The sequence below is a fragment of the Methanosarcina barkeri MS genome (genome assembly GCF_000970025.1).
In the GTDB taxonomy this organism is placed as follows: Archaea; Halobacteriota; Methanosarcinia; order Methanosarcinales; family Methanosarcinaceae; genus Methanosarcina; species Methanosarcina barkeri.
The window spans coordinates 2029454-2049939 of the sequence record NZ_CP009528.1; the positions used below are offsets into that span (position 1 = coordinate 2029454).

Here is a 20486-nt window from a genome sequence, read left to right on the forward strand (position 1 = left end):
TTACACCCCCAGAACAACCGTAAGGCTTACTATTGCTTCCGAATTCGTAATCATCATATTAAGTACCGGATTCGGGTTCCAGCCGAAATAGACCACAAGCAGAGCAATTACTGCCATGGAAAAGACCTGAAGGGAGGTAATGTCCCTGACATCTCCAAGCTTCTCGTTATAAACTCCGAACATTGCCCTCTGCATTGCCCAGAGGTGGTAGCCTGCAGTAATCACTATTGCCAGAAGGGCAAGCAAAACAAAACCAGGCAGGTTAACATAGCTGAAGGCCAGCACCAGGAACTCGGCAATAAAACCAGTTAACCCTGGCAGGCCAAGGGATGCCATAAAACCGAGCATCATAAGTACAGCCAGCATCGGCATCTTCTTTGCAAGCCCGCCAAGATTATTGATTATCCTTGTCCCCGTGCTTGTCTGGATCGCTCCTGCAGACATGAACATGATACTCATTATAAGCCCGTGGGAAAACTGCTGGAACATAGCTCCTGAAACCGAAAGAGCAACAAAGCCTGCCGAACCCAGTAAAACATATCCCATATGGCTTAAACTGGAATAAGCGATCATGCGCTTGAGGTCTTTCTGTCTCAGAGCCAGAAGCGCCCCGTACAGTATACTGAAAGCTCCAAGCAAACCCAGCATGGTAATCATAAGCTCAGGGTTACCAGTATTCGGGAGCATAGGAAGTGAGATCCTAAAAAGCCCGTATCCTCCTATCTTGAGTAGAATAAAGAGTACACTGCCTGCGGTCGGGGCTTCGGTATAAGTATCCGGGAGCCAGGAATGGAAGGGGAAAGTTGGCAGCTTTGCCAGGAACCCGAAAATGATTGAGAGGAAGATTGCATTTCTAAAAAGGCCGGACCCTAAGAACTGGAACTGTGCAACCAGCTCCCTTATATCAAAGGTAGGGATACCGGTCTGCTGCCAGGAGGCATAGAAGAGCCCGAAGATCCCAAGAAGCATTACCAGAGAGGCAACATGCGTGTAGATAAAGAATTTATAAGATGCATGGGCCCGCTTTTCTCCTCCCCAGATGTTTACCATGAAGAAGAGAGGAATCAGGGTAAGCTCCCAGAATACATAAAAGACCACGAAATCAAGGGCTACGAAGACTCCTATAACAGCAGCCTGCATGGTAAGGATCAGCCCATAAAACCTGTTCGAGTCTTCTCTTTCTTCCTTCCAGCTATAAAGGATCAGGACCGGGATAACTATTGCATTCAGGAGGATAAGAGGCATGGAAATGCCATCAATTCCAACTGAATATTTGACTCCTAGCAAGGGAATCCAGTCTATCGACTCAAAGAACTGCATGGCAGCCGTACTGCTGTCAAAGTTCAAGTAGACATACAAGGTAAGGCCAAGAGTTGCAATGGACCCTAAAAAGGCCAGTCCTGCAGCCTGTTCTTTCGTTTTTGTGAAAAAGGTCACTGCTGCGAAAATCAGCGGCACCAGAATCAACAGTGATGCGACCGGCAGCATCAGAGTACCTCCATTATTAACTTAACAAGTATTATCAGCAGGCTCACACCCGCAATTACTACAATTGCATAGGTCTGGACAACTCCGGTCTGGACTCTCCTGAGCTCCTCACTTACACCAACTGTAAGAATTCCGATTCCTTCCACGATACTGTCAATGATCACATCAAGCACCTGAGAAAGGAGAGCAATGATTCCGTATATGATTCCGAGTGAGAAGAACTCGGTATAGATTTCATGCTGGTAATAGCGTTTGTAAAGCAGCCTGTAAACCGGATTCTTCATGGAAGCAAGCGGCCCGAGTTTAATTATCCTCAGATAATAGATCACAAAAGCAACTGCAAGACCTGCAATGGCAACTATCATCGGAAGCCACTGGACAAAGAGAGATTCATTTCCTGCTGCCCCTACAAGCTCATTTCGACCTAAGGCTGCAAGGCTTCCTATGTCAAGATTCACGAAGCTGTTTGCAAATGTTTCTTCAAGGAAATCCATGAACCCTGTTTTTGTCAGCCCTCCAAATAAAAGGGAAAAGATTGCCAGAATTGCGAGGGGAATTGTCATAATAGCGGGAGATTCGTGTCCGTGGTAGTCACTTCTCGGCTTCCCTGTAAAGGTCATGAAGATCAGCCTGAATATGTAAATTGAAGTGAGGAGTGCAGCCGCAATTGAAAATACATAGGGAATCCAGTTGTTGCTGTTCTCTCCAAAGAGATAGGCAGCTTCAATAATCGCATCCTTTGAGAAGAAACCACTTGTTCCTATTGAGGTTCCGGGTATCCCGAAGCCTGCCAGAGCCAGTGCTGCAATTGCCATAGTAGCAGCCGTAACTGGCATTACCTTTCTTACGCCTCCGAGTTCCCTCATATCTTGGGTACCTACTGCGTGGATTACGCTACCTGCACAGAGGAAAAGAAGAGCCTTAAAGAAAGCATGGTTGATCAGGTGGAAGAGAGAAATGCCTACTGCTTCAAGCCCGATTGCCGAGCCGAGGCCAAGGCCAAGCATCATGTATCCGAGCTGGCTTATGGTTGAATAAGCAAGCACACGCTTGAGGTCATTCATCACAATGCCCATCGTGCCCGCAAAGAGCGCTGTAAAGCCTCCAAGGTAGGCAACTACCATGAGGGAGTCAGGAGCTGCAATAAACATCGGGAAGGTTCTTGCTACCAAATAGACACCGGCAGTAACCATTGTTGCGGCATGGATAAGGGCAGAAACCGTTGTCGGGCCTTCCATTGCGTCAGGCAGCCATACATGCAGAGGGAATTGCCCGGACTTTCCTACGGCCCCTCCGAAGAAGAGCAGGGTGATGATGGTAAGATGACTTACTTCAAAACCGAAAATGTTTGAATGAAGCGCAGAAAGCTGCGGGATATAACTAAAGATTTCGTCAAAACGGAGTAGATATGTCCCTTCCTGGAATCCGCCTGCAAGTTTCAGGAGATCGGAGGTCAGTACAATTATCCCTGTAAGGAACATCACATCTCCGATCCTGGTTGTCAGGAAAGCCTTCTTGGCAGCCGCTGCAGCTGAGGGCCTTTCGAACCAGAAACCAATTAAGAGATAAGAACAGAACCCTACAAGTTCCCAGGAAACAAAGAGCTGAAGGATGTTGTCCGAAAGTGCCAGGGAAAGCATTGCTGCGGTAAAGAGTGAGGTTTCTGCAAAATACCTTGCTTCTCCCGGGTCACCGGACATATAGCTAACTGCATAGATATGTATCAGCAGGCTCACAAAAGAGACCATTGACAGCATTACTGCGGCCAGGGGATCAATCAACACTCCTATATTGAGCACTGCAAACCAGGGATAGGACTGGCTTATAACCTCGTTGGGGTTTACCAGCAGCCTGAGCGTAATCATTAAAGAGATTACGAAGGAAGCGGCAATTGCCAGTATAGGGACAACGGCGCCACCTGATGGCATTTTCCTGCCAAAAAAGAAGGTGATTACAAAAGCCAGTGCCGGAAGCAGGGGAATTAAAAATGCTAATTCTTCCAGAGCCGTTTTTACCACCTCAGGATCTTGAGCTCATTAAGGTTGATCTTATCGTGCATTCTATAGATTGCCATGAGGATTGCAAAACCGACTGCTGCTTCGGCAGCTGCAAGGGCAATTGAGAATACGGCAAAAACCTGCCCGTTCAGGGTATTCGTGTAGCTGGAGAAAGCTACCAGGTTCAGGTTTGCGGAGTTGAGCATGAGTTCAATGCACATAATCATCCTGATACCGTTTTTATGTGTCATTACACCATAGAGTCCTATTGAAAAGAGCAGGGCTGCAAGCCCGAGGTAAAAGATTAAAGGAATCATTGGTTGCTCTCCCCTTTTGCCAGATAAAAGTTTAAAGGAATCATTGGTTTTCCTCCCCTTTTGCCAGGTAAATCGCTCCTATGAGGGAGGCGAGCAGGACAATTGAAAGGACCTCAAAAGGTGCTACGTAATGGGTAAAGATCAGCATGCCAATGCCCTCTATATTACTCTGGTCAGCCGGGTTTTGGGGGAGTTCGGAAACCGTGTTCCAGGAAGTCCCAAAAGCCCCGATTACCACAATAGCTGTAAAGAGCAAGACTACGAGAAAGGCTAAGGGTCGGTTAGTCCTCACCGGGTTCACCTCCGATCTCGTGCTTTGTCAGCATAACTGCAAAGAGGATGAGCACCCCGATTGCTCCAATGTAAACCAGTACCTGAATGATTCCCAGGAACTGGGCATTCAAAAGGATGTAGAGAGCTGCAATTCCAAACATGCACATGATCAGGGCAAGCCCGGCTCGGACAATATCCTTTGCAGTTACCACGAAAACTGCAAAGAATACTGTAGAGATGGCAAGAACCCAGAAGACAGCCATTTTCAGGGCTTCTCCGATTGTTTCGAGTCCGATCATTTCTCGTCACCTTCCTCAAGATCGACTTCCCTTGCAAGTTTTTCAGGAGTCATGAGCAGGTCTTTGTGCTTCCATTTAACGAGACCTTTAGCGTATTCCTTTCCGCTTGAAAGTGCACCTTTCGGGCACTGGTCGATACAGAGCCCACAGAAAAGGCAGTGTCCGATGTCAATCTGAGGGAACCAGCGTTGTTTTGTGCTGCCTGGTGCAATCGGGGCTTTTACGATCTTGATTGCGGCATTGGGACAGGTATTGGCACAGATGCCACAGCCTATACATTTACTTTTATCAAGTATCTGAAGCCCCCTGAACCGACCGGAAAGCTCGCTTTGTTTTTCCGGGTACATCCTGGTTACGGGAGGCCTTGTGATGTTTCTAATTGCGTATTTAATGTTTTTGAGGACCATGATTTCACACCCCCAGGTAGAGTCCGAGCCCTACAGCCCAGACAAGGTTTAAAAGAGCAAGAGGAAGCAATTTTTTCCAGCTCAGGTCAACAACCTGGTCAATCCTGAACCTCGGGACAGCCCATCTGAGCCCTATAATTACCATAAGTACAAAGACAACTTTTACAATCAAGAAGCCTGTTGGAACAATAATGCCAAAGAAAGAGTTATTTGCAATAAAGCCTGGTACGTTCCAGCCGCCAAGGAAGAGAAGGGCTACAAGGAAAGAACCAAGGATCATGTGGATGTATTCGGCAAAGAAACCTAGCCCGAAACGCATTCCACAGTATTCTGTAATCCACCCTGCTATCAATTCTTCTTCGGACTCGTTCTGGTCAAAGGGGAGTCTTCCCATATCAGCCATAAGTGATACAAAGAATACAAAACATCCCAGGGGCTGGAGGAAAATATTCCAGTGCAGGCCCTGCGCAGTCGAAATGTCTACTATATTAAGCGAACCTGTCATAGCAGCTACACTTATGACAGTTATTCCAAGAGGTACTTCATATCCTACCATTCGGGCAAAGTTTCGAAAAGCCCCTAGCAGGGAGTATTTGTTATTAGAGCCGTAAGCCACCATGAAAATCCCGAAAATAGATAATGCGGACACCGCTTCAATGTAAAGCACGCTGATGTCCATCTGGGTAACCGCAAGCGGGTATTCGACCCCATTAATAAAGACCGCGCCCACAGGAAGGGCAACAAGCATAAGAAAAACCGAACCAAGCATGAAAATATTAGCATTATTAAAAAGTAAACTGTCAGCATTCAGCGGCTTTAAGTCTTCTTTTGTAAAAAGTTTGATTGCATCGGCTACAAGCTGCAGAAGCCCATATTTCCCTACGCGGCAGGGCCCCATCCTGGTCTGGATGTCAGCAGAAAGCTTCCGTTCAAGCCAGACAGCTCCCATTGCTCCCATGAAAATAACTCCAATCAGGACAAGGCCAAATATTCCGCGGACCCAGGGAATTAAAGGAGTTATATATTCAGGAATTACTACTGTCATCAGAATCACCTGTCTGCTTCACTGGTACACCCGTCCATGCTGCCCGAGATTGCTGCCACATCTGCAACAGTCGTACCTATTATAAGGGGAGGTAGAGCTTGCAGGGTAGGATAGTAAGGTCCTCTAATCTTTACTCTGTATGGCTTGTCCGAACCGTCGGAAATCATGTACATTCCCATTTCCCCTCGTGGGTCTTCCACCCTGTAGAATACCTCACCGGCAGGAACTCTCATTACAGGGGTTCTCCTGCCGTACAGTGAACCTTCAGGAAAGAGCGGGCCGCTTGGAATCTGGTCGAAGCACTGTTCCAGGATATAGATACTTTCTCTGATCTCATCAAGCCTGACCTGTACTCTTGCAAAACAGTCTCCTGCGGTTTCAGTGCAGACTTTGAAATCAAGGTCTTTATAGACCAGATAAGGCTCGTTTTTCCGGATGTCAAAAGGCACACCGGTTGCACGCAAAGGAGGCCCTGAGACCCCAAGGTTCTTTGCGACATCAGCAGTCAGGACACCAACTCCGACAGTCCTTTCCCTGTAGATCCTGTCAGTGTGGAACATTTCCTCAAAATCGTCAACTGATTTTTTAAGGTTGTTTAGGACAGGAATTGCTTTTTCTTTAAACCCCTCAGGAAGGTCGTCGCGTACTCCTCCGAACTTAAGATAACTATGAGTAATTCTGGCTCCTGTGATCATATCAATCAGGCTCAGGACTTCTTCTCTTTCCCTGATCGTGTACATGAACATGGAGACAAAACCAATGAATTCCCCAAACTCGCCCATACCCAGCAGGTGACTCTGAATTCTTGTAAGCTCGTCAAGAATAACCCTGATATATTGAGACCTTTCAGGCGGTTCGATGCCAAGTAATTTCTCGGTACAGCCTACAAAACATTCTTCATTTACAAGGGCCACAAGATAGCAGATCCTGTCCACGATTGTGATTCCCTGAAGGTAAGTCTTATTCTCCAGAATCTTTTCAATACCTTTATGAATGAAACCCAGTTCTATGTCAGCATCCACGACTGTTTCCCCTTTCAACCTCAGGTTTAGCCTGAAAGGGCCGGGCTGCATGGGATGCTGAGGTCCCAGGTGTACGATCATCTCATCTGGTTCAAGCTTTTCTTCCATTTCTCACCCTCACACCAGATTTCTGGCCGTCTTATTCGGAAAGCCCTCGTAATCTTTCCTGAGGGGCCATTCCCCAAGCATATCTTCGGGAAGTACAAGTGGCTTCAGGTTCGGATGGTTTTTAAAAAGAATCCCGAAAAGCTCGTAAGTTTCTCTTTCGTACCAGTTTGCATTCCAGTACACCGATACAATGGATTCGATTTCCGGATTTTCCCTTGGAAGCCTGACCTTAAGCGTCAGAACCACAGGATGATTATATGATGCTATATGATAGACTACCTCAAACTCATTCCTTTTTATGTAGTCCACTCCGCAAACTGAGCAGAGGTGGTCAAATTGAAGGGAACCCTTAAGGTACTGGCATACTTTTTTCACCTTCTCCCTATCCACGTATGCCCTGGCACGGATTTCGGACTCAGCGGTTTTTTCGGAGATTGCCTCAGGAAATGCACCTGTTAACGACTTGAGAATTTCTGCTACATCCATAATTTTCCCTCGAATAACTCTGAAAGTTCAGAAGAACCTCAGTAATCTTAATACTCCGTGCCCAGGTCTTTTTTGGCTTTGATTTTTTCCTGTAGTTCCACAAATCCCTGAAGCATTGCTTCTGGTCTTGGAGGGCATCCTGGAACGAAGACATCGATTGGAAATATTTCATCAATATTCTGGACAGTGCTGTATGATTCATAAAATGGGCCGCCACTAATTGAACAATCTCCAAAGGCGATGACCCATTTCGGAGAAGGCATCTGTTCCCAGAGTCTTTTTAAAGCAGGCAGGTACTTCTTTGTCACGTAGCCGCTTATGAGCATGACATCAGCCTGCCTAGGAGAGTTTCTCGGAATGATTCCAAAGCGGTCCGTGTCATAATGAGCACAGCCCATTGCAATCATCTCGACTCCGCAACAACCCATTGGCTGGGTCATAAACCATAGCGAATTTTTCCTTCCCCAGTTGATTATATCCTGAACCTTAGTTTTCTTGAGAAATTCACTGATCGCATTGCTTGTTGTTGTGATAACTCCAGGAATTTCTTCTTCCGAGGTCTCATAGGGTTTACTCGTTTTTTTCTCCTTCACTTCACCCATGTAAGGGCCCCCTTTTTCCAGAGATAAATGTATCCAAAGAGCAATATAAAAATAAAGGCCAACATCTCAACCACTGCAAGAGAGGTGATCCCATGTCCCTTATAGACTGTAACCCATGGATAAAGGAAAAGCACCTCTATATCAAAGAGCACAAAAGCGATCGCATAAAGATAATACTCAACATTGAACTGGATCCTTGCAGTTCCTGTGGGAACCGAACCCGACTCATATGTCGTGTATTTGCCGGCTGCCTTGCTCCTCGGGCTCAGTTGCTTTACCATAAACATTGTCATTGGAGGCATAATAAGTGCCACGACAAGGAATATTGCAACTGGTATGTAGCTATCAATTATTTCAGACATTAATATCACCTGTTAAAGTGTAGCAACCTGAAATTGCAGCATTACATGACACGAATTTTGGGTTTTTGGACAAAAAACTGCGTCCAAGCAATCGGGTTTTAGGAAAATTGCTTTCGGTCCAGACACAGGTCCTTTTATAGATGCCTGAGTCCACAGAGATCTTTAATTTCGATAAAATGATCCCTTTTTACAGGCATTTACTTCTGGGCTTTGAAAATTTAGATTTCTTTTCCCGGAATTGTATGATAATTGCCAGAATTTCAGGAGAATTCCTGCTTCAGGCAGCACAGGTACAATTGAGTGAGATTAATATATTCAATAATTTAAATTGTTTGAAATTGTTTGAAATTGTTTGAAATTGTTTAAAATTGTTTGAAATTGTTTGAAATTATTTAAAATTGTTTGAAATTACAGAACCCCATATTAATTGCTGCAAACGGATGTGTAGTTATTTATCGCTATTTGCTAGATAATTAATAATATATAAATATTAAGTTCAAATAATTAAAATCTGTTTTTCGAATATGGATATGTTTTAAAAATTGGAGTAAAGTACTGGTCGTTTGTGGAATTATATAAGTTATGCATATGTTATTCTTCTCCAGCTCCCCCAACATAAATAATATTATTTATGTTATATATAAGTAAGCGTCATATAAACACAATAAGTATATATATACTTTAATTATTTTAAATTGAATAAAACATTCATATATAATAACATAAATAATCATGAGAAATTCCCAGAATAAAAGGTTTTTCATGCCTCGCAGAAAATAAAAATAATAAAGGATTAATAAAAATTAGGCCATCCTGCTGCAGAATTTGAGATGGAAGCCCACCTGTATATTTTGCGAGATATGAATAAAACCAATAGCAGAATCATCAGTGAAGCGGTATAAAATAGTTGGCAGAAAATAAATAAATTACACATTATCGAGTACAACAAATTGCTGCATTCACGATAAAGAGAATATTCACGATAAAGAGATATACTTTTTAGTATAGTCCCGAGAACACACTGTACCAATACATTATAATAAGTCTTTTCATGATAGAAAAACTGGTGGAATCGCATGAAGATTAATGACAATTGTGTAGGGTGCGGCCAGTGTGCTTCGTTTTGCAAAAAGGGAGCAATCGAGGTAAGAGGAAAGGCACGAGCTACTGATGCCTGCATAGACTGCGGGATCTGCGTTCTCTACTGCCCTGTTAAGGCCATAGAGGTGGTAGCATGAAAGCGATTGTAATCGGTGCGGGACTTGGAGGACTCTTAAGTGCAGCCAGGCTCTCAAAGGCAGGATACCAGGTAGACGTTTTTGAAAGGCTTCCTATCACAGGAGGAAGGTTTACAAATCTCCCTTACAAAGGCTTCCAGCTTTCGAGCGGAGCTTTCCATATCCTTCCCCATGGACCTGCAGGCCCTCTAGCTAAGTTTCTCAAAGAAGTCGGAGCCGATGTAAAGATTGTGCGGTCCGATGATACAATTATACGCGTGCCCCAGAAAAAAGGCATCCAGGATTATGAAAAAGGATTCAAAGATATTTCGTTTACCGATTTTTCCACACTTCTCTCGCATAAAGAACGCCTGAAGATCGCTCTTCTCATAGTGAGCACGCGAAAGAATCGACCGACAGGAAGCAGTTTGCAGGCATGGATCAGGTCCCAGTTTAAGGACGAATGGCTTGTGAGATTTGCCGATGCTTTCTGCGGCTGGGCATTGAGCCTTAAAAGTGACGAAGTTCCTGTGGAAGAAATTTTCGAGATAATTGAAAACATGTACAGATTCGGCGGCCCAGGAGTTCCTATTGGCGGATGCAAAGGGATTATCGATGCTCTGGAAAGTGTGATTGCTGCACACGACGGAAAGATTCATACCGAGACCGAGGTTTCAAAAATCCTTGTGGAAAACGGGAAAGCCGCAGGTGTACTTGTTGGCGAAGAGGCTCATAAAGCAGACCTGGTCATCAGCAATTTAGGGCATGCTGCAACGGCATGTCTTTGCGCGGAGGCCCTGTCAGGTGAGAAAGCTTCAGAATACCTCCAAAGACTTGAAACCCTGAAGCCTTCTGCCGGCATAAAGATTTGCCTTGCTGCAGGCGAACCGCTTGTAGGGCATTCGGGTGTCCTTCTAACCCCATATGCAAAAAGAGTGAATGGGATAAACGAGGTTACGCAGGTCGATCCGAAACTTGCTCCGCCTGGCAAGCACCTTACAATGTCTCATCAGTACGTAGCCCCTGAGAACGTGAAAAATCTCGAAGCTGAAATTGAATTAGGGCTTAAAGATCTTAAAAACATCTTTCCCAATAAAAAATATGAAGTTCTGCTCATCCAGTCATACCATGACAGCTGGCCGGTAAACAGGGCAGCATCAGGTACGGATCCTGGTAACGAGACTCCTGTTCCCGGACTTTACGTTGTAGGGGATGGAGCTAAAGGCAAAGGTGGCATTGAAGTCGAAGGCGTAGCTCTCGGTGTAGCCGCTACAATGAAGAAAATCCTGGAATGAAATTCCAGAAAACAAACTCATCAGGTGTTTTATTATTCCACCAAAAAATCCCAACTTTGTGACTTATTCGAAAAACGTTTTCGTTCCTGTGACCAATATTTGCAGGAACCGCTGTGGTTACTGCGGTTTTCGGCGGGAGCCAGGACAACCAGGCGCCAGGCTCATGAAGCCTGGAGAAATTCTTTCTGTACTTGAAAACGGGGCAAAGGCAGGGTGTACCGAAGCCCTTTTCACCTTCGGAGAGTATCCCGAGGAGGTTTTGGAGTACAGGAAGTGGCTTAAAGAACTTGGTTATTCTTCCACGCTTGAATACCTTCTTTTTCTCTGTGAGGCTGCAATCGATATTGGAATCCTTCCTCATACGAATGCAGGAATTATGACGCGCTCGGAGATGAAGGCTTTAAAGCCTTTGAACGCGAGCATGGGACTGATGCTTGAGAGCACGGCAACCCTGGAAGCCCATAAGGACTGCCCCGGCAAACTTCCCGAACTCAGGCTTAATACCATTCGAGAAGCAGGAAAACTCCAGATTCCCTATACCACCGGCCTTCTTATAGGAATTGGGGAGAATAGGGAAGATAGAATAGAGTCTCTTGAAGCTATTGCGGATCTCCATAGGGAATACAGGCACATTCAGGAGGTTATTATTCAAAACTTTGCCCCAAAGCCCGGAACACCCATGGAAAATTTTCCTGCGCCTTCAATAGGAGAAATGATTGACACTATCTGCCTGGCCAGGCAGATTCTTACTTCTGACATAGCAGTACAGGTTGCCCCAAACCTTATAGACCCAAAAGCCCTTATCGCAAAAGGGGTGACTGACCTGGGAGGCATATCCCCACTGACAATTGATTGGATTAATCCTGAAGCCGAATGGCCGGATGTAAAGGACATGCAAAGGAAACTAAGTCCGACTTTGCTCAGAGAACGCCTGCCAATTTACCCTCAGTATGTAAGAAAAGAATGGTACTCTGACAGGATAGGCGGGCTTATAGAACAACTCTCTGATGTCGACGGTTACAGGAAAAAGCCCTGAAAGAGGGCATGCGGAGGAATTGAAAAATGAACAACAGGATTCCCGAAGATCTCATAGAACGCGCATACCAGGGGAAGAGTACAAAAGAAGATGGGCTCCTGCTCCTGGAGGGACCTCCTTTCGAACTATTCAGGTTTGCGGACGAACTTCGCTCCCTTACGGTAGGTGATACGGTTACCTACGTAGTAAACCGAAATATAAACTTCACAAGTCGCTGTGTGGGTACCTGCGGGTTCTGTGCATTCAGGACAAACGATGGAAAAGTCCTCAGCATAGAAGAAATCATGGAAAAGGTTAGAGAAGCTGAAAAGGCAAAAGCTACCGAAGTCTGTATTCAGGGAGGACTTCTCCCGGATGTGGGCCTGGACTTTTACCAGGAAATTGTAGAAGCCATAAAAGCCGAATTTCCGGAAATGCATATTCACGCTTTTTCCCCGATGGAGGTTTATCATGCTTCTCGTGTCAGTGGTATAAAGGTAAGTGAAGCCCTTTCAAAGCTGAAACGAAGCGGGCTTGATACGATGCCTGGAACTGCAGCTGAAATTCTCTCTGACCGTGTCAGGAAAATTATCTGCCCTTCAAAACTCAGGACTGCGGAGTGGATTGAAGTGGTCACACAGGCACATGCTGCAGGAATTCCTACTACTGCAACCATGATGTACGGACATGTCGAAACTCCTGAAGAAAGAATTGAGCACATCTTAACTATCAGAGAGATTCAGAAGGAGACTGGAGGAATTACTGAATTTGTGCCTCTTCCTTTTATGCCTTATAATAATCCTGTTGGAGAAAAAATGATCCGAGAGGGCAGGTACGCTACACCGGGTCTAGATGACCTGAAAATCTATGCTATCTCACGCATCCTTCTTCACGGGCATGTAGATAATATTCAGGCAAGCTGGGTAAAACTGGGTAAGAAGCTTTCCCAGTTTGCTCTCCACTGCGGTGCAAATGACCTTGGAGGTACACTTATGGAAGAGAGTATTTCCAGATTGGCAGGAGCTCCTAATGGAGAAAATATTTCTGTTGAAGAACTGGAGTGGATGATCTACGGAGCCGGAAGAGTTCCAAAAGAGAGGACAACTCTTTACAAAGGAGTACGTGAACTGGCTTCCAGGAACCCTGGAAGGATTACAGGGTGTGGAGCCTCAGAATAAGCTGGATAGTAAAATAACACTCAGGGAAATGATGGAATTTTAAAAAGGATGATCGGATGTACACGAAAAAACCGACAATTCCAGAAGATGTAATTGAAAGGGCATACAGGGGAAAATGTACTAAAGAGGATGCCCTCCTCCTGCTTGAAGGAAATCCTTTTGAGCTGTTTGAGCTCGCCAATGATCTGCGCGCTAGTACGGTCGGCGATACAGTCAGCTATGTGGTAAACAGGAATATCTATATCACAAACAAATGTATTGGAAACTGCGGGTTCTGTGCCTACAGGACAGAGAAAGGGTATATCCTGAGCGTTGAAGAGATCCTGGAAAAAGCAGGAGACGCGAGAAAAGCCGGAGCTGTGGAGGTATGCATCCAGGGTGGATATATCCCGGAAGCCGATATAGAGTTTTATCTTGAAATTATAGAATCAGTAAAAGACGAATTTCCTGACCTGTGTATTCATGCCCTATCCCCTATGGAAGTAAATTATGCAGCAGGAATCTCAGGCATGTCGGTTGAAGAAGCCCTGCGCAGACTTAAAAAAAGTGGGCTTGATTCCCTTACCGGGACTTCGGCTGAGATCCTTTCCGACAGGGTAAGAAAGATTATCTGCCCTGGAAAAATCAGTACCCAGCAGTGGATTGATACCATAACTGCAGCACATAAAGCAGGGATTTCCACCAATTCCACTATCATGTACGGACATGTTGAAACTCTTGAAGAACGCCTGGACCATGTCTTTATTATCCGTGAAATCCAGAAAGAGACAGGCGGGTTTACGGAACTTATCCCGATGGCCTTTTTGCCTTACAATAATCCTATAGGGGAAAAGATGATTGCATCCGGAAAATTCTCGACTACAGGGCTTGAAGACCTTCAGCTCATAGCTATTTCTCGCGTAATTTTACATACTTATGTAAAAAATATTCAGGCCACATGGGTAAAGTTAGGAAAGAAACTCGCTCAGGTAGCCTTGCAGTGCGGAGCAAACGACCTCGGAGGCACGCTTATGGAAGACCAGATCTCCACAGCATCAGGAGGCAGTAATGGAGAATATGTATCTCCTGCCGAGTTCGAATGGATGATAAAAGGAGCAGGAAGAATTCCTATGCAGAGGGATACCCTGTATCGAAAAGTGGAGCCAGTTATTCCTAATAGAGTAGAACCCCTTCCAGGTTTAGGAAAGACAAAGATAGGTAGTAGAGATTAAACTCCCAAGTTCCGTCACCCGAGTCCCGTCTCGGGAGGACGGCATGAATTCGGTTTAGATAACGTTTCAACTCCCGAGTTTTGACTCGGGAGCGATGTCCGTTTTGCTCACTTCGTTCGCTCAAGCGGACTAATTTAGAATGTAAATTTAGAATGTAGATTTAGAATGTAAATTTAGAATGTAAATTTAGAATGTAAATTTAGAATCTAGAAAAATTGAGTTTTGCCTGAAAAGGTGAATTTTGCAAAGTTACTTCTTCCTTTGCGCCTTTCTCAGTGCGGTTAACGATTTAATATAAGCCAGATCGGTTGAAATTGCTGCAAGCCGGAAGGAAAAGAAAAATGAGTTTATTTTTCCGGGTCGTGGTGGTTTTAATTAAGACCCAGTCACAGAATAACCTATGAATGTTCCCGATTGAGTATTTTGATTTTCACTATCAAGGTTGCCAATCAAAGGTACAATTAATTATAAGTTGCATAGGTTATTTCGTTGCGGACACTAATTATATAAATTTCAGTGAATTAAGGTTAATATTAATTTATATTTATTTCCGAACTTAGATTTTCAGGAGTCAAGATGAAAGCCGTAATCCCCTATAAAAAATCCAGTGCAAAATCCAGATTGTCCCCTGTCCTGACTCTGGAAGAGAGAGAAGAGTTTGTGGAACTGATGCTGAATCAGGTGATAAACACCCTTAAGGAAGCCGGAGTGGGAACAATCGATATTCTCAGTCCTTCTATGTACGGACTTGAGGATATGACGAAAGCCAATGTGCTTCTGGACAAAAATGACCTGAATGAAGCTCTTAACGGGTACCTTGAGCAGGCTGAGGAGCCGGTTATTATTGTTATGGCTGATCTTCCTCTTTTATCTCCAGATCATGTTAAAGGGATAACTTCAACAAAAGCAGACGTTTGTATCGTCCCGGGAAAAGGTGGGGGTACAAATGCACTATTTATCAAAAACCCTTCCTGCTACAGGGTCAGGTACTATGGTTCGAGTTTTCTGACGCACTGCTCGATTGCAGAAGAAACAGGACAGAGTGTTGAGGTATATGATTCTTTTTTTGCAGGTACTGATATTGATGAGCCCGAAGATCTGGTCGAACTGCTTATACACGGAAGCGGAGCTGCGAAAGAATATATCAGCAAAAAGTTCAGGCTTGAGATGAGCAGGGGAAGGGTCGGACTGACTCCAATTTGAATCAGTAGTGCCATGGCAACTTAATTAAGATACGTTAATACATAGACAACTCCTCATCCGTAGTCCATTTCTTAATTTTAATGATTCATAACTAAATTTCTTGGGCAGTAGGGTATAGTATCGTATCCTCTTCATTTTGAGTGGAAATCTCTCAATTTTCACTCACTGAGCTTTTTTCGGCGGTGTGCCAATTTTTCTGTAAAATCACAAATCTCAATAAGTTATTGGGTAGAAAATTCCATATCGGCAGATCAATTTTTTTTATACTATGCAAAAACTTGATCTCAAATTTACAGCAAATTTAAGACATTGCCGATTTTTTAGTATCCTCTTCAAATTCAATGGAGAATTTTCCAATTTGAAAAATGTGCAACAATTTTATCATACAGTTTTAGAGTTGGATACATCGTTTGAAGTTGTTTCTCAAACTTAGTTAAATTTTTAAATTTTCAGCAAATACATAAAATTTACTTTTACCCATACAATTTGAAGAAGACACCTTTTTTCTTACTGATAGTTTAAGTCTATTTTCTTTGCTTTCTTTTTATAAAGGGCCGCCAGGCAAGCTGGCGGAGGCACCCTATAAATAAGATATTAAACACGGTTGCATCGGCCAGAATTTTTCGTTTTTTGCGATTATAAGGCATAGGTTCAGTTTTTTCTGCCTTTAATACCTTAAAATTACTTCTTTTCTACTTTTTCTTCTTTCAACACCATTTTTGCAACTATGAAGACCACGAATGCAATAATTATGAAATTTATCAGTTCTCCCAGAAAAGCCCCCCAACCCAGTACTATTGGCCCAATTTCAAAGGTTGCCGTTTTCCAGGCTCCCCCAGGCACAAAAGGTGTGATAATCGGCATTACGATATTGTCCACAAGCGATTTTACAAGAGCCGTGGATACGATACCCATAATGAAGGCAATTGCAAGTGGAATTACCTTGTATTCATAAAGAAAATCCTTAAACTCACTTAGAAGCCCCATATTACCCCACTCAAACAGCGAAATTACATACAAAGTAAAAATAATAATAAAATTATCACTGGTTAATCCATCTATTCTTTGCATCCTTTATTAATAAATCGTCCAGGGATGAATTTTATATTAGAGTTGCGGCTGAAAATCAGTTAAGAATTATTTGATTGCAAGTTTGAGACTTGAGACTTGAGACTTGAGACTTTGAGACGCTGCCGAAGTTGGAAAGTCGGAGTAGAGGGGTAAATTAAAATCTATCACATAGAAAATTGCTTGGGTAGCTGAACTATCATCGAACAGCTATGCTTGGGGAGTAATAACTTCGGATAGACTGCATTGGGGCATGCAGTAAATGAGTTCAACTACTCTGGTTTCTTCTTACAGAACTATTTTTAAACTTTTTTTAAATTTTTATTAAATTCTTTTTAAACTCATTTTAAACTGTATCTAAACTATATTGAATTATTTGCAAAATATTTTTGTGAACTTTTATCGATTGGCATCGTTTATTGTGAAATTTTGTTATAAGTAAAATTTAAAATTCAAGTTCAAGCCCTACAGGACAGTGGTCCGAACCCATTATTTCACTGTAAATCGGGGAGGATTTTACATTGTCCCGCAGTTTTTCACTTACAAAAAAGTAGTCCAGACGCCATCCTACATTTCTTTTACGTGCTCCTGTTCTCATTGACCACCAGGAATAGTTTCCGCCTTCTGGATTGAATATACGGAAAGTGTCAAGATAGCCGGCAGCAAGGAATTTATCCATCCATGCCCGCTCTTCAGGAAGAAAACCGGATATCTTTTCGTTTTGTTTGGGACGGGCAAGGTCGATCTCTTTGTGGGCTGTATTTACGTCCCCGCAGATAACAAGCTTTTTGCCGTCTGCTTTGAGAGAGTTCGCATAGTCTAAAAAAGCCTCGTAGAAATTCATTTTATATTCCAGACGCTCCAGAGAGGCTTTGCCATTAGGGAAATAGATATTCATTAAGATAAAGTCCTCAAAATCGGCCCTCAGGAAGCGGCCTTCCCTATCAAATTTTTCGATTCCCATGCCGTTTTCGAGCTTCAGGGGCTTTTTCCTGGAGAAGAGTCCAACCCCGCTGTAGCCGTTCTTTTCTGCTGAGACAAAATAATTGTAGTAGCCCGGAATGTTCTTTGCTTCTCTCGGGAGTTTATCAGGAGAAACTTTAGTTTCCTGAATGCAGACAATATCAAATTTCTGTTCCAGCAAAAGCTCAAGAAAGCCTTTTTTCATTGCAGCCCGAAGGCCGTTTACGTTCCAGGAAATGAGATTGTAGTGACCAGACATTTTCTATACCTAGCGATTTTTCGGAATTTCACATTACAAGAAAGGTACGAAGAAACAGGAGTTAAATTGTATAAACTGAATTGAGTAAACTGAAAATAATTTAAAGTTCGAGTAAATAAATACTCCCTATTCTGCGCACAAAGCCCACTTTGAAGACCTCAACTTAGGTTTTAAGATCTCTAATCTAATTTTATCTAATCTAGTCTGATACCTACTTTTGCAACCTATTTTTGCAACCTATTTTTTGCAACCGACTTTTGCAACCTATTTTTACATGCCATTGTCCGACTGACTGCACATCAAACTTGCAGATGTGGGATAAACATCATAATATCAAACGGTGGGGGGTCGTGATGTTATGGATCTTAACGAAAAGATAGACATGATAGGGCGTTTATATCTTGGGCTTGAACAAATAGAAGACTGCAAGGAATTCTCAGCTTTGATTCCTAAAGTTCGAACAAATTTTGTTTATGCCTCAAAAGAATCAACCACTCCTGGAGATGTTCTTGCAGTCGATGGGAGAATTTCGGTAGTTGATGGTTTTCCGAAAGCTACAGGAAGAATAAAATTCGGAGCTTCTGGCTATATGGCACACCTTCTGCTGGAAATTAGGAAAAAAGATTCAGAGATAAGGTCTATTATAGATTTTGCAAATAACCCGGAGATTGCCGAGTTTTTAAAAGCCTACTGTAAAGGAAATGGATGGGATTTTTCAGTTGTAGACCGGCGCTTTGAGCCTGAGAATATGAAGGATGCAGAAGGGGAGGCCATCTCCTGGATGGTCGAAGAGGCTATTCGGGCTACAGGAGGAAAAATACCCAGGATCTTTTATGAGACAGGTGCACTTGGAAAAGAGCCGGTGAGTATTCTTACAGGAAAAGACCCGCTCGAGGTTGCAGAACAGATATGTAAGCTTGCCAGAAGCTACCACGAATCAGGACAAAGAACGAGATAAAAAGAAAAAGCTATGAGGTAAAAACAGGAAGTGGTAAAAAAGTGGGAAGGAGTGAGGAAAGGGTTGTAAAAGCTCTCTCCTTCCGTAGAGTAGCGAAGGAAACCGATTTTTCGGCTCTTTAATATAAACCGGCATCCTAAGGTTGGGATTGCAGGTTTTGCAGGTTTTGAAATCCATTTTGAGATGTGCAGTTTGTTCGCTTTTACACGATATTAAATAGAATTTTGGGGTATTTAAAACTATGTGCTATGCTAGTATACTACATACTAGCAGACTACAATATAATTTTGGGATATCTAAGACTATGTACTATATTAGTCTACTATGTACTAACAGACCTACATGTCAATACAATATTCTGAAAAGACCATCGGTTCTCGAGAAAGTATATATGTGCCATTTACAATAGCCCATATAAGCACTTTAAAAGCCAGATTGAATTTATAAACTAAATATGAGCATAAAATGGAAAAGATGAGGATATAAGGCAATATTATTATGTGGAAAGCAAGAAAAAAGAAAAACGTTGACCCTTTTCATACCGGGTTTGATGAAACCTCTCCTGAGTTTCCAAACTCAAGCGTCCTTCCGGCTCCATCAATGATTGTCTTTTTTCCATCCAGGTCGATGAATCTTACTGAGATATTTCCATCCTTGTTGTACTTTGTCCAGACCGTGGTATTCTTATCTTCAGACCACATGTACTCAAATCTGGAAGTATTTCCTTCAGTACCTGTTTCTACACAAGCCTTACAGAGAGTTTTGTTTTCAAATTTTTCGGTTCCGGTAATTGTCAAACTCAGGATTTTTCCGGTAGTCGGGTCTTTGACCTGAAGCTGAGAACCTACAGGGCACCAGCTGCTATTACCTGACTCAGGAAAACTGACGTTTATTTCAGTCTCATTATTTGAGACAGATAAATTCGTTCTTCCTTTGTTGGCGCAGCCAAAGCTGAGAAATACTGCAAGAATAAGCAGGACAACTAAAACTCGTTTTTTTGACAAAATCTACCACCTTAATTCACGAATTTCAATGAAAATACTCAGGGCTTTCCACTCCTTTAAATATCTTTCATTTAAATTTCAGATTATACTTTAGAATACATTGAACAAATATTATCCGCTGTTTAATAAAGTCTCTGATTTAAATTTTATATATATACTTTGGAATCTATTGAATAAATCTGGTTAATAATCATTTTTATACAGAGTTCTTGATCTCCTGCGCATGGTAACATATTCCATATCAAGCGTTCCGGCTTGATATTGCAGTTCAATATAACCCTCCTTTTTTAAGGTCTTCGAATAGCTTTTCCCAGAATAGAGAGTCTTCACTGTCTGCCAATCTTACTCCAAGAATCTCACGTAAACTGTTATCTCTAATTCCAGCAACTACAAAAAGAGCTTTATTTTCATAATGGAGTCCACCTCTTACTTTAAGATCTCTTACTTTAAGATAAGTCGCATCAACAAAAAGGTAAGGAATTTCGTGTTCTATTGGCTTTGAGAGAGATTCTTCAACTTTCTCATCAAGTTCTTTAGGAATGCTTGAAACTGAAGTAAAAGGATATAGAGTCAATCATAATTTACAGAACTTTCGCTACACTACCTTTTAGTTCTGTATACTTTAAAAAAATATTAAATTTTAAAATGAGCTCTATAAATGGACAAGATTAAAAAACGGGCAGAAATCAGAAAACAAGCAAAAATCAGA

21 protein-coding genes and 1 pseudogene are annotated in these 20486 nt (G+C 42.8%); 7 read left to right on the forward strand and 15 right to left on the reverse strand.

Annotated elements, in window-relative coordinates; all coding sequences use genetic code 11:
- Genes fpoM through fpoA form a run of 11 tightly spaced genes read right to left on the reverse strand, consistent with a single transcriptional unit; the run spans position 1 to position 8406 of the window.
- Positions 1 to 1488, reverse strand: coding sequence for a F(420)H(2) dehydrogenase subunit M (fpoM, locus tag MSBRM_RS08275; RefSeq protein ID WP_048155357.1), 1488 nt, complete (start codon positions 1486 to 1488; stop codon positions 1 to 3).
- Positions 1488 to 3506: a F420H2 dehydrogenase subunit FpoL gene (gene fpoL / locus MSBRM_RS08280; RefSeq protein ID WP_048117937.1), complete on the reverse strand. Its 2019-nt coding sequence runs from the start codon at positions 3504 to 3506 to the stop codon at positions 1488 to 1490. The genes fpoM and fpoL overlap by 1 nt, the downstream gene beginning before the upstream one ends.
- Positions 3500 to 3802 (reverse strand): F420H2 dehydrogenase subunit FpoK, encoded by a 303-nt coding sequence (gene fpoK / locus MSBRM_RS08285; protein WP_048117936.1) that lies wholly within the window; start codon positions 3800 to 3802, stop codon positions 3500 to 3502. Before fpoK ends, fpoL begins: the two co-directional genes overlap by 7 nt.
- A 40-nt stretch (positions 3803 to 3842) precedes the next feature.
- Entirely contained in the window at positions 3843 to 4094 is a 252-nt protein-coding gene (fpoJ, locus tag MSBRM_RS21710; RefSeq protein ID WP_048117934.1) for a F420H2 dehydrogenase subunit FpoJ, read from the reverse strand.
- Positions 4084 to 4374, reverse strand: coding sequence for an NADH-quinone oxidoreductase subunit J (locus tag MSBRM_RS21715; RefSeq protein ID WP_048117931.1), 291 nt, complete (start codon positions 4372 to 4374; stop codon positions 4084 to 4086). Before MSBRM_RS21715 ends, fpoJ begins: the two co-directional genes overlap by 11 nt.
- The gene (fpoI, locus tag MSBRM_RS08300) at positions 4371 to 4781 is read right to left on the reverse strand and encodes a F420H2 dehydrogenase subunit FpoI (RefSeq protein ID WP_048117928.1); all 411 of its coding nucleotides are present in this window, start codon (positions 4779 to 4781) and stop codon (positions 4371 to 4373) included. Before fpoI ends, MSBRM_RS21715 begins: the two co-directional genes overlap by 4 nt.
- A 4-nt stretch (positions 4782 to 4785) precedes the next feature.
- Positions 4786 to 5826 (reverse strand): F420H2 dehydrogenase subunit FpoH, encoded by a 1041-nt coding sequence (gene fpoH / locus MSBRM_RS08305; protein ID WP_048117925.1) that lies wholly within the window; start codon positions 5824 to 5826, stop codon positions 4786 to 4788.
- Between the two features lie 5 nt (positions 5827 to 5831).
- Entirely contained in the window at positions 5832 to 6956 is a 1125-nt protein-coding gene (gene fpoD / locus MSBRM_RS08310; RefSeq protein ID WP_048117922.1) for a F420H2 dehydrogenase subunit FpoD, read from the reverse strand.
- 9 nt (positions 6957 to 6965) lie between these two features.
- Positions 6966 to 7442, reverse strand: a complete 477-nt coding sequence (fpoC, locus tag MSBRM_RS20265) for a F420H2 dehydrogenase subunit FpoC (RefSeq protein ID WP_048117919.1) — start codon at positions 7440 to 7442, stop codon at positions 6966 to 6968.
- A 47-nt stretch (positions 7443 to 7489) separates the two neighbouring features.
- A complete protein-coding gene (fpoB, locus tag MSBRM_RS08320; protein WP_048117916.1) occupies positions 7490 to 8044 on the reverse strand; it encodes a F(420)H(2) dehydrogenase subunit B in 555 nt (184 codons plus the stop codon).
- Positions 8032 to 8406, reverse strand: coding sequence for a F420H2 dehydrogenase subunit FpoA (gene fpoA, locus MSBRM_RS08325; RefSeq protein ID WP_048122927.1), 375 nt, complete (start codon positions 8404 to 8406; stop codon positions 8032 to 8034). The genes fpoB and fpoA overlap by 13 nt, the downstream gene beginning before the upstream one ends.
- Before the next feature lie 1076 nt (positions 8407 to 9482).
- Between fpoA and MSBRM_RS08330 the strand changes: the two genes are divergently transcribed.
- The 6 genes from MSBRM_RS08330 to cofC all read left to right on the forward strand — a co-directional run bounded on the left by MSBRM_RS08330 (position 9483) and on the right by cofC (position 15525).
- Entirely contained in the window at positions 9483 to 9644 is a 162-nt protein-coding gene (locus MSBRM_RS08330) for a 4Fe-4S binding protein (RefSeq protein WP_048117910.1), read from the forward strand.
- On the forward strand, positions 9641 to 10918 hold the full coding sequence (locus tag MSBRM_RS08335) for a phytoene desaturase family protein (protein ID WP_048117908.1): 1278 nt from the start codon (positions 9641 to 9643) through the stop codon (positions 10916 to 10918). The genes MSBRM_RS08330 and MSBRM_RS08335 overlap by 4 nt, the downstream gene beginning before the upstream one ends.
- 58 nt (positions 10919 to 10976) lie before the next feature.
- A complete protein-coding gene (cofG, locus tag MSBRM_RS08340) occupies positions 10977 to 11954 on the forward strand; it encodes a 7,8-didemethyl-8-hydroxy-5-deazariboflavin synthase CofG (protein ID WP_048117904.1) in 978 nt (325 codons plus the stop codon).
- A gap of 26 nt (positions 11955 to 11980) precedes the next feature.
- On the forward strand, positions 11981 to 13111 hold the full coding sequence (gene cofH, locus MSBRM_RS08345) for a 7,8-didemethyl-8-hydroxy-5-deazariboflavin synthase subunit CofH (RefSeq protein ID WP_048155365.1): 1131 nt from the start codon (positions 11981 to 11983) through the stop codon (positions 13109 to 13111).
- Positions 13112 to 13167: 56 nt separating this feature from the next.
- Positions 13168 to 14322 carry a 5-amino-6-(D-ribitylamino)uracil--L-tyrosine 4-hydroxyphenyl transferase CofH gene (cofH, locus tag MSBRM_RS08350; protein WP_048117898.1) on the forward strand — a complete coding sequence of 385 codons (1155 nt, stop codon included), beginning with the start codon at positions 13168 to 13170 and terminating at the stop codon, positions 14320 to 14322.
- Positions 14323 to 14898: 576 nt separating this feature from the next.
- Positions 14899 to 15525, forward strand: coding sequence for a 2-phospho-L-lactate guanylyltransferase (gene cofC, locus MSBRM_RS08355; protein WP_048117895.1), 627 nt, complete (start codon positions 14899 to 14901; stop codon positions 15523 to 15525).
- A gap of 681 nt (positions 15526 to 16206) precedes the next feature.
- Here the strand turns inward: cofC and MSBRM_RS08360 are convergent.
- Positions 16207 to 16512: a large conductance mechanosensitive channel protein MscL gene (locus tag MSBRM_RS08360; RefSeq protein WP_048117892.1), complete on the reverse strand. Its 306-nt coding sequence runs from the start codon at positions 16510 to 16512 to the stop codon at positions 16207 to 16209.
- A 526-nt stretch (positions 16513 to 17038) separates the two neighbouring features.
- The gene (locus MSBRM_RS08365; RefSeq protein WP_048117889.1) at positions 17039 to 17815 is read right to left on the reverse strand and encodes an exodeoxyribonuclease III; all 777 of its coding nucleotides are present in this window, start codon (positions 17813 to 17815) and stop codon (positions 17039 to 17041) included.
- Between the two features lie 358 nt (positions 17816 to 18173).
- Between MSBRM_RS08365 and MSBRM_RS08370 the strand changes: the two genes are divergently transcribed.
- Positions 18174 to 18773, forward strand: coding sequence for a thiamine-phosphate synthase family protein (locus tag MSBRM_RS08370; protein ID WP_048155366.1), 600 nt, complete (start codon positions 18174 to 18176; stop codon positions 18771 to 18773).
- Between the two features lie 536 nt (positions 18774 to 19309).
- Here the strand turns inward: MSBRM_RS08370 and MSBRM_RS08375 are convergent.
- A complete protein-coding gene (locus tag MSBRM_RS08375) occupies positions 19310 to 19777 on the reverse strand; it encodes a hypothetical protein (RefSeq protein WP_048155367.1) in 468 nt (155 codons plus the stop codon).
- A gap of 274 nt (positions 19778 to 20051) precedes the next feature.
- A pseudogene (locus tag MSBRM_RS08380) lies at positions 20052 to 20333 on the reverse strand (transposase); the annotation flags it as partial.
- Positions 20334 to 20486: the final 153 nt, after the last annotated feature.

Excerpts from the sequence above, each read along its gene's own strand:
- fpoM (WP_048155357.1), bottom strand. The coding sequence starts at position 1,488 with ATGCTGCCGGTCGCATCACTGTTGATTCTGGTGCCGCTGATTTTCGCA.
- fpoK (WP_048117936.1), bottom strand. The coding sequence starts at position 3,802 with ATGATTCCTTTAATCTTTTACCTCGGGCTTGCAGCCCTGCTCTTTTCA.
- MSBRM_RS21715 (WP_048117931.1), bottom strand. The coding sequence starts at position 4,374 with ATGATCGGACTCGAAACAATCGGAGAAGCCCTGAAAATGGCTGTCTTC.
- fpoI (WP_048117928.1), bottom strand. The coding sequence starts at position 4,781 with ATGGTCCTCAAAAACATTAAATACGCAATTAGAAACATCACAAGGCCT.
- fpoH (WP_048117925.1), bottom strand. The coding sequence starts at position 5,826 with ATGACAGTAGTAATTCCTGAATATATAACTCCTTTAATTCCCTGGGTC.
- fpoD (WP_048117922.1), bottom strand. The coding sequence starts at position 6,956 with ATGGAAGAAAAGCTTGAACCAGATGAGATGATCGTACACCTGGGACCT.
- fpoC (WP_048117919.1), bottom strand. The coding sequence starts at position 7,442 with ATGGATGTAGCAGAAATTCTCAAGTCGTTAACAGGTGCATTTCCTGAG.
- fpoB (WP_048117916.1), bottom strand. The coding sequence starts at position 8,044 with ATGGGTGAAGTGAAGGAGAAAAAAACGAGTAAACCCTATGAGACCTCG.
- fpoA (WP_048122927.1), bottom strand. The coding sequence starts at position 8,406 with ATGTCTGAAATAATTGATAGCTACATACCAGTTGCAATATTCCTTGTC.
- MSBRM_RS08330 (WP_048117910.1), top strand. The coding sequence starts at position 9,483 with ATGAAGATTAATGACAATTGTGTAGGGTGCGGCCAGTGTGCTTCGTTT.
- MSBRM_RS08335 (WP_048117908.1), top strand. The coding sequence starts at position 9,641 with ATGAAAGCGATTGTAATCGGTGCGGGACTTGGAGGACTCTTAAGTGCA.
- cofH (WP_048155365.1), top strand. The coding sequence starts at position 11,981 with ATGAACAACAGGATTCCCGAAGATCTCATAGAACGCGCATACCAGGGG.
- cofH (WP_048117898.1), top strand. The coding sequence starts at position 13,168 with ATGTACACGAAAAAACCGACAATTCCAGAAGATGTAATTGAAAGGGCA.
- cofC (WP_048117895.1), top strand. The coding sequence starts at position 14,899 with ATGAAAGCCGTAATCCCCTATAAAAAATCCAGTGCAAAATCCAGATTG.
- MSBRM_RS08360 (WP_048117892.1), bottom strand. The coding sequence starts at position 16,512 with ATGGGGCTTCTAAGTGAGTTTAAGGATTTTCTTTATGAATACAAGGTA.
- MSBRM_RS08365 (WP_048117889.1), bottom strand. The coding sequence starts at position 17,815 with ATGTCTGGTCACTACAATCTCATTTCCTGGAACGTAAACGGCCTTCGG.
- MSBRM_RS08370 (WP_048155366.1), top strand. The coding sequence starts at position 18,174 with ATGGATCTTAACGAAAAGATAGACATGATAGGGCGTTTATATCTTGGG.